A 6717-nucleotide genomic window follows, 5' to 3' on the forward strand; every position below is an offset into this window, starting at 1 on the left:
AAAAGATGATGGGCCGCGTCAAGCTCGATCTGTACTACATGCAGCACTGGACCTTCTGGCTCGACATCAAGATCGTCGTGCTGACGTTGTGGAAGGGTTTTGTGGGCAGCAATGCTTATTGATGACCCCCGACCTGTCGCTTCGCGCCAGGCCACCCGAGGGGGCGCAAGAAAACCTGGGGCGACCTGGCGTTTTCCTGCGAGCCTCGCTCACGCAATGCAGCGCACCGCGTGACCTTATTTAGTGAATCAACTCCATTTTCCGAGGTGTAATAGATGAACCTGACGATCATCGGTAGTGGCTACGTAGGCCTGGTGACGGGCGCATGTCTGGCCGACATCGGCCATGACGTGTTCTGTCTCGATGTCGATCAACGCAAGATCGACGTGCTCAACAACGGCGGCGTGCCGATCCATGAACCGGGTCTGCAGGAAATCATCGCGCGCAATCGCAAGGCCGGCCGCCTGACCTTCTCGACCAACATCGAAGCCGCGGTCGCGCATGGCGACATCCAGTTCATCGCGGTGGGCACACCGTCCGACGAAGACGGTTCCGCCGACCTGCAATACGTGCTGGCCGCCGCGCGCAACATCGGCCGCCATATGACGGGCTTCAAGGTGGTCGTCGACAAATCGACGGTGCCGGTCGGCACCGCTGCGCGCGTGCGCGACGTGATCGCCGAGGAACTGGCCGCGCGCAAAGCCAGCCACATGTACTCCGTGGTGTCGAATCCGGAGTTCCTGAAAGAGGGCGCGGCCGTCGAAGACTTCACGCGGCCGGACCGTATCGTGCTCGGCTGCGACGAAGACGCGCCCGGCGAAAAAGCGCGCGAACTGATGAAGCGCCTGTATGCGCCGTTTAACCGCAATCGCGAACGCACGCTCTACATGGACGTACGTTCTGCCGAATTCACCAAGTACGCGGCCAATGCCATGCTCGCCACGCGGATCTCGTACATGAACGAGCTCGCGAATCTGGCCGACCGCGTCGGCGCGGATATCGAAGCCGTGCGCCGCGGCATCGGCTCCGATCCGCGGATCGGCTACGACTTCCTGTATGCGGGTTGCGGCTACGGCGGCTCATGCTTCCCGAAAGACGTCCAGGCGCTGATTCGCACGGCGGCCGATCACAAGGCCAATCTGCGCATTCTCGAAGCAGTGGAAGCCGTCAACGACACGCAGAAGAAGATCCTGGCGCACAAGATCGTCGCGCGTCTGGGCGAAGACCTGTCGGATCGCACCTTCGGCGTGTGGGGCCTTGCCTTCAAGCCGAACACGGACGACATGCGCGAAGCGCCGAGCCGTCCGCTGATTGCCGAACTGCTGCGCCGCGGCGCGCGTGTGAAGGCCTACGACCCGGTGGCGATCGACGAATCGAAGCGCGTCTTCGCACTCGATCTGAAAGACGTGCCGCAACAGCACGCGCGTTTGTCGTTCGTGAACGAGGAGATGGATGCGGCCGCAGGCGCCGATGCACTCGTGATTCTCACCGAATGGAAAGTCTTCAAGAGCCCGGATTTCGGTTCACTCAAACAGAGCCTCAAGACGCCGCTGATTTTCGACGGCCGCAATCTGTACGAGCCGGACGTGCTGCTCGAACTCGGTATCGAGTATCACGCGATCGGCCGTCAGCACGCGCTGCGCACCGCGCCGGCGAAAGTCGGCGCGAACGGCGTGGCGATTACGGCCGCCGCGGCCGGCCTCGCCCATACGATCGACTCGGTCGATTCGGTCGAGGCCGGCCACTAAGCCGCCGCGCCTCATCAAGGAGCCCGCTATGTTCGCCAACGTTCTGATCGTCTGCCACGCCAACGTGTGCCGTTCGCCCGCCGCCGAAATGCTGTTCAAGGCCCGGCAGCGCGCGTCGTCGCGGTCGTCCTCGGCGCCGATCGCGTTTCATTCGGCGGGCATCCGTGCCGTGAACGGCCACGCCATGGACCCGGTGATGCGGCGCCTGCTCGCCGAGCAGGGCGTCGCCTCCGGCATCCATTACTCACGGCGCCTCGACCGCCAGCTCGTGCGTTGCGCCGACCTCGTGCTCGTCAGCGAGCGCGCGCAGGTGAGCACGGTGGAAGCGCTCGATCCGGCCTCGCGCGGCAAGGTCTATCCGCTCGGCAAGTGGGAAGACGACTCCGACGTCGCCGATCCGCATGGCGGCGAGGAAGCCGACTATAGGGAGAGTCTCGTGCTCATCGAACACCTGGTCATGGGATGGCTGAAAAAAATATGCTGATGAAAAAACTCACTGCACATACGCTTGCGAACGTCGATTCGACGGGTTTCAAAGCGACGGGCTTCAAATCGAAACTTGCCGCCACGCTTTTGCTGACGTCCTTTTTGTCGGCCTGCGCTACCGCACCGGGTAATTACCTCGACACGTCCCGTCTGAAAGACGACGGCCAGCACCAGAGTCAACCAGCCAACGAAACCTATCCGGTCCATCTGATCGACGGTCCGCTCGTCGCGGCTCAGGCCCAGGCGCAAGCCGCCGCCGCGCAGCAGGCGCTGCCGAGCTCGCGTTACAGCGATCCGTCGCAGTACGTGTACCGGCTCTCGCCGCAGGACATTCTCGGCATCACCGTGTGGGACCACCCTGAATTGACCACCCCGCAGGGCAGCACGCTGTCGGCGGGCGGCAACACCACGCAGTCGATCGGCGGCGCCTTGCAGCAGCCGTATACCGCCGCGCTGCCGGGCCAGGCCGATCCTTACGGCCAGACCATCGCCGCCGACGGCACGATCTTTTTCCCGTTCGTTGGCCGTATCCACGCCGCGGGCAAAACCGCCGGCGAGTTGCGCGATCAATTGAGCGCCGGCCTCGTGCGCTACATCCGCAATCCGCAGGTCGACGTGCGCGTGCTGTCGTATCGCGGCCAGAAAGTGCAGGTGACCGGCGACGTGAAGACGCCGGGCCCGCTCGCCATCAGCGACGTGCCGCTCACGCTGGTCGACGCGATCACGCGTTCGGGCGGCACCAACAGCGACGCCGACATTCAGCGTGTGCGCCTCACGCGCAACAACAAGCTGTACGTGCTCGACGCCAACCGCATGCTCGACCAGGGCGACACCACGCAGAACGTCATGCTGCAAAACGGCGACGTGATCAACGTGCCGGATCACAGCGACAGCCGCATCTTCGTGATGGGCGAGGTGAAGACGCCGATCCAGGTGCCGATGATCCGGGGGCGCCTGACGATCGCCGACGCGCTCACCCTGGGGGGCGGCATTCTCGATACGGACGCCAATCCGCGCCAGATCTTCGTGATGCGCGGCATGCGCGAGCATCCGACCACGCCGGACGTGTACCGCCTCGACATGACGCAGCCCGACGCGATCATGCTGTCGTCCCAGTTCCAGTTGCAACCGATGGACGTCGTGTATGTGGGCACCGCGGCTTCGACCACCTTCAACCGTGTGTTGCAGCAAGTGTTGCCGAGCGTGCAGACGCTGTTCTACCTGAAGCAGCTGACGCGCTGAGCGTCCGAGCCGTCGACGGTTTCCGCGCCGCTTGCAGAGGGCGCGGGAACCGGGAAAACGCAAAAGCAAAAATGCAAACGCACAAAGGCATCCGCGAAGGCACACGCCAGCGCGGATGCCGAAGCCCACGCCGAAGTAACCGAAACGGGATCGAATTGTGAGCAATCAAATCTCTCCACACATGGCTGGTCCGATCAAGACCGAAGAAGAGGACGTCGTCCTCGGGCAACTGATCCAGGTGATCCTCGACGACATCTGGTGGCTGATCGCCATCGCCGCGGTGATCGTCGGGCTGGCCGCCGCGTACTGTTTGCTTGCCAAGCCGATCTATTCGGCCGATGCGCACGTGCGGGTCGAGCAGTCCGACAACACCTCGCAGGCGCTCACGCAGACGCAGACGGGCGCGGCGATCACCAGCGGCTCGACGTCGCTGCCGACCGACGCCGAAATCGAAATCATCAAGAGCCGCGGCGTGGTCGGCCCGGTGGTCCAGCAGCTGAAGCTGAACTTCAGCGTCGCGCCGAAAACGCTGCCGCTCGTCGGCAGCATCGCCGCGCGCATGGCGACACCGGGCCAGCCGGCGGCGCCATGGCTCGGTCTGTCGTCGTATGCGTGGGGCGGTGAAGACGCCGTGGTCGATTCGCTCGACGTGGTGCCCGCGCTCGAAGGCGAGAAGCTGACGATGAAGGTGTTCGACGAGCAGCACTACGAACTCTACGCAAAGAACGGCGCGCTGCTGTTGCGCGGCCAGGTCGGTCAGCAGGAACAGGGCGGCGGCGTGACGATCCTCGTCAGCAAGCTGGTGGCCCGTCCGGGTGAAGAGTTCATCGTGACGCGCTTTAACGACCTCGACGCGATCACCGCGTTTCAGTCGGCGATCACCGTGCAGGAGCAGGGCAAGCAGACCGGCGTGATCCAGATCTCGCTGGAAGACAAGAGCCCTGAACACGCAGCCGAAGTGGCCAACGCGCTCGCGCAGTCGTATGTGCGTCAGCACGTGGCGAACAAGCAGATCGACGCGAGCAAGATGCTCGACTTCCTGAAGAGCGAGGAACCGCGCCTGAAGGCCGATCTCGAACGGGCCGAAGCCGCGTTGACCGCGTATCAGCGCCAGTCCGGCTCGATCAACGCGAGCGACGAGGCCAAGGTCTACCTCGAAGGCAGCGTGCAGTACGAGCAGCAGATCGCCGGTTTGCGTCTGCAGATGGCGCAACTGACCGAGCGTTACGGCGACGACCATCCAATGCTCGTGGCCGCGCGCCAGCAGATGGCCGAACTGGAGGCGCAACGCGCCAAATACGCCGACCGCTTCCGCGATCTGCCGGCCACCGAAGTCAAGGCCGTGCAGCTGCAACGCGACGCCAAGGTGGCGGAAGATATTTACGTGCTGCTGCTCAACCGCGTGCAGGAGTTGTCGGTGCAGAAGGCGGGTACCGGCGGCAACGTGCATATCGTCGACGAGGCGATGCGCCCTGGCGCGCCGGTCAAGCCGAAGAAGATGCTGATCCTGTCGGCGGCGGTGATTCTGGGGCTGATCTGCGGCACCGGCTTCGTGTTCCTGCGCCGCAATATGTTCAAGGGAATCGACGACCCCGACCATATCGAGCGCGCGTTCCATCTGCCGGTGTACGGTCTCGTGCCGCAGAGCGCCGAACAGGCTCTGCTCGAAAGCGGCTTCGAGCGCGGCGGCGAACGCCTGCGTTCGGTGCTCGCGAATGCGCGGCCCAAGGACGTCACGGTCGAAAGCCTGCGCAGCCTGCGTACCTCGATGCAGTTCACGATGATGGACGCGAAGAACCGCATCGTCATGCTGACCGGCCCGATGGCCGGCGTCGGCAAGAGCTTCCTGACGGTCAATCTGGCGGTGCTGCTCGCGAGCTCGGGCAAACGCGTGCTGATGATCGACGGCGATATGCGCCGCGGCGTGCTCGAACGGTATGTGGGCGGCGTGCAGGACAACGGCTTGTCGGAATTGCTGAGCGGCCAGATCTCGCTCGAAGAAGCGATCCGCGCGACCAACGTGGAAAGCCTGAGCTTCATCTCGTGCGGCCGCCGTCCGCCGAATCCGTCGGAACTGCTGATGTCGCCGCGTCTGCCGCAATACCTCGACGGTCTCGCCAGACGCTACGACGTGATCCTGATCGACACGCCACCGGTATTGGCCGTGACCGATGCATCGATCATCGGCGCCTATGCCGGTTCCACCTTCTTCGTGATGCGCTCGGGCGTGCACAGCGAAGGCGAGATTGCCGATGCGTTGAAACGCCTGCGTGCAGCCGGCGTGCACGTGCAGGGCGGCATCTTCAACGGTATGCCGGCGCGGCGCGGCGGTTACGACCGCAGTTACGCGGCGGTCCAGGAATATCTGAGCACCTGAGCCGGGCAGCCCGGCCCGTTGTTTCGCTTGTTCCGATGATTCCGACTCCAGCGCAAACACGATAACGAAGGACATCACGATGAAAGTGACGGTACTGGTTCCGACTTACCGCCGCCCGGCTGATCTCGCGCGCTGCCTCGCGGCGCTGCAACGGCAGTCGCGCGCGCCGGACGAAGTGGTGGTGGTCGCACGCGCCGACGACGAAGCGACCCACGCCTGCCTGCGCGATCCGGCGATGCCGGGCAGCTTGCCGCTGTCGGTCGCGCTGGTGGACATTCCAGGCCAGGTCGCGGCCCTCAATCGCGGCCTGGATGCGGCCAACGGCGACGTGATCGCGATCACCGACGACGACGCCGCGCCGCACGTCGACTGGGTCGAACGGATTGCTGCCGCGTTCGAAAGCGATGCGCGCCTCGGCGCGCTGGGCGGGCGCGACTGGGTGCATGAAAAAGGCCGCGTGCTGGACGGCGAACGGCCGCTGGTCGGCAAGGTCACGGCGCACGGCAAGATCATCGGCAATCATCACCTGGGGGTGGGCGGGGCGCGCGAAGTCGACATTCTGAAGGGCGCGAACATGAGCTACCGGCGCGACGCGGTTCGCACGATCCGTTTCGATCAACGCCTGCGCGGCGCGGGCGCCCAGGTCCACAACGACATGGCCTTCAGCCTCGCCGTGAAGAATGCCGGCTGGAAGCTGATGTACGACCCGCGTGTCGCCGTCGATCATTTCCCTGCCGAACGTTTCGACGACGATCGGCGCGACGCGCAAACCATGGCGGCGTTGCGCAATGCCGCCATCAACTTTCCTCTGATCCTGCGCGACCAGTTGCCGCCGCTGCGGCGTGAAGCCGCGTGGTGGTGGTG

Annotated in this window: 6 protein-coding genes; all 6 read left to right on the forward strand. The window is 64.4% G+C overall.

All coding sequences use genetic code 11. The annotated features are described in order from the left end of the window. A partial coding sequence (locus QOC89_RS29085) for a sugar transferase (protein ID WP_323048202.1) occupies positions 1 to 122 on the forward strand: 122 nt, incomplete at its 5' end. A 153-nt stretch (positions 123 to 275) separates the two neighbouring features. Next, complete coding sequence (locus tag QOC89_RS29090; protein WP_323048198.1) at positions 276 to 1748, forward strand: UDP-glucose/GDP-mannose dehydrogenase family protein; 1473 nt, start codon at positions 276 to 278, stop codon at positions 1746 to 1748. Between the two features lie 28 nt (positions 1749 to 1776). Next, complete coding sequence (locus tag QOC89_RS29095; RefSeq protein ID WP_323048199.1) at positions 1777 to 2232, forward strand: low molecular weight phosphotyrosine protein phosphatase; 456 nt, start codon at positions 1777 to 1779, stop codon at positions 2230 to 2232. Continuing rightward, positions 2226 to 3476, forward strand: a complete 1251-nt coding sequence (locus QOC89_RS29100; protein ID WP_323048200.1) for a polysaccharide biosynthesis/export family protein — start codon at positions 2226 to 2228, stop codon at positions 3474 to 3476. The genes QOC89_RS29095 and QOC89_RS29100 overlap by 7 nt, the downstream gene beginning before the upstream one ends. 181 nt (positions 3477 to 3657) lie before the next feature. After that, the gene (locus QOC89_RS29105) at positions 3658 to 5853 is read left to right on the forward strand and encodes a polysaccharide biosynthesis tyrosine autokinase (RefSeq protein ID WP_323048203.1); all 2196 of its coding nucleotides are present in this window, start codon (positions 3658 to 3660) and stop codon (positions 5851 to 5853) included. Positions 5854 to 5932: 79 nt separating this feature from the next. After that, a partial coding sequence (locus QOC89_RS29110) for a glycosyltransferase family 2 protein (RefSeq protein WP_323048201.1) occupies positions 5933 to 6717 on the forward strand: 785 nt, incomplete at its 3' end.

Source organism: Paraburkholderia sp. (assembly GCF_034668105.1).
Classification (GTDB): Bacteria; Pseudomonadota; Gammaproteobacteria; order Burkholderiales; family Burkholderiaceae; genus Paraburkholderia.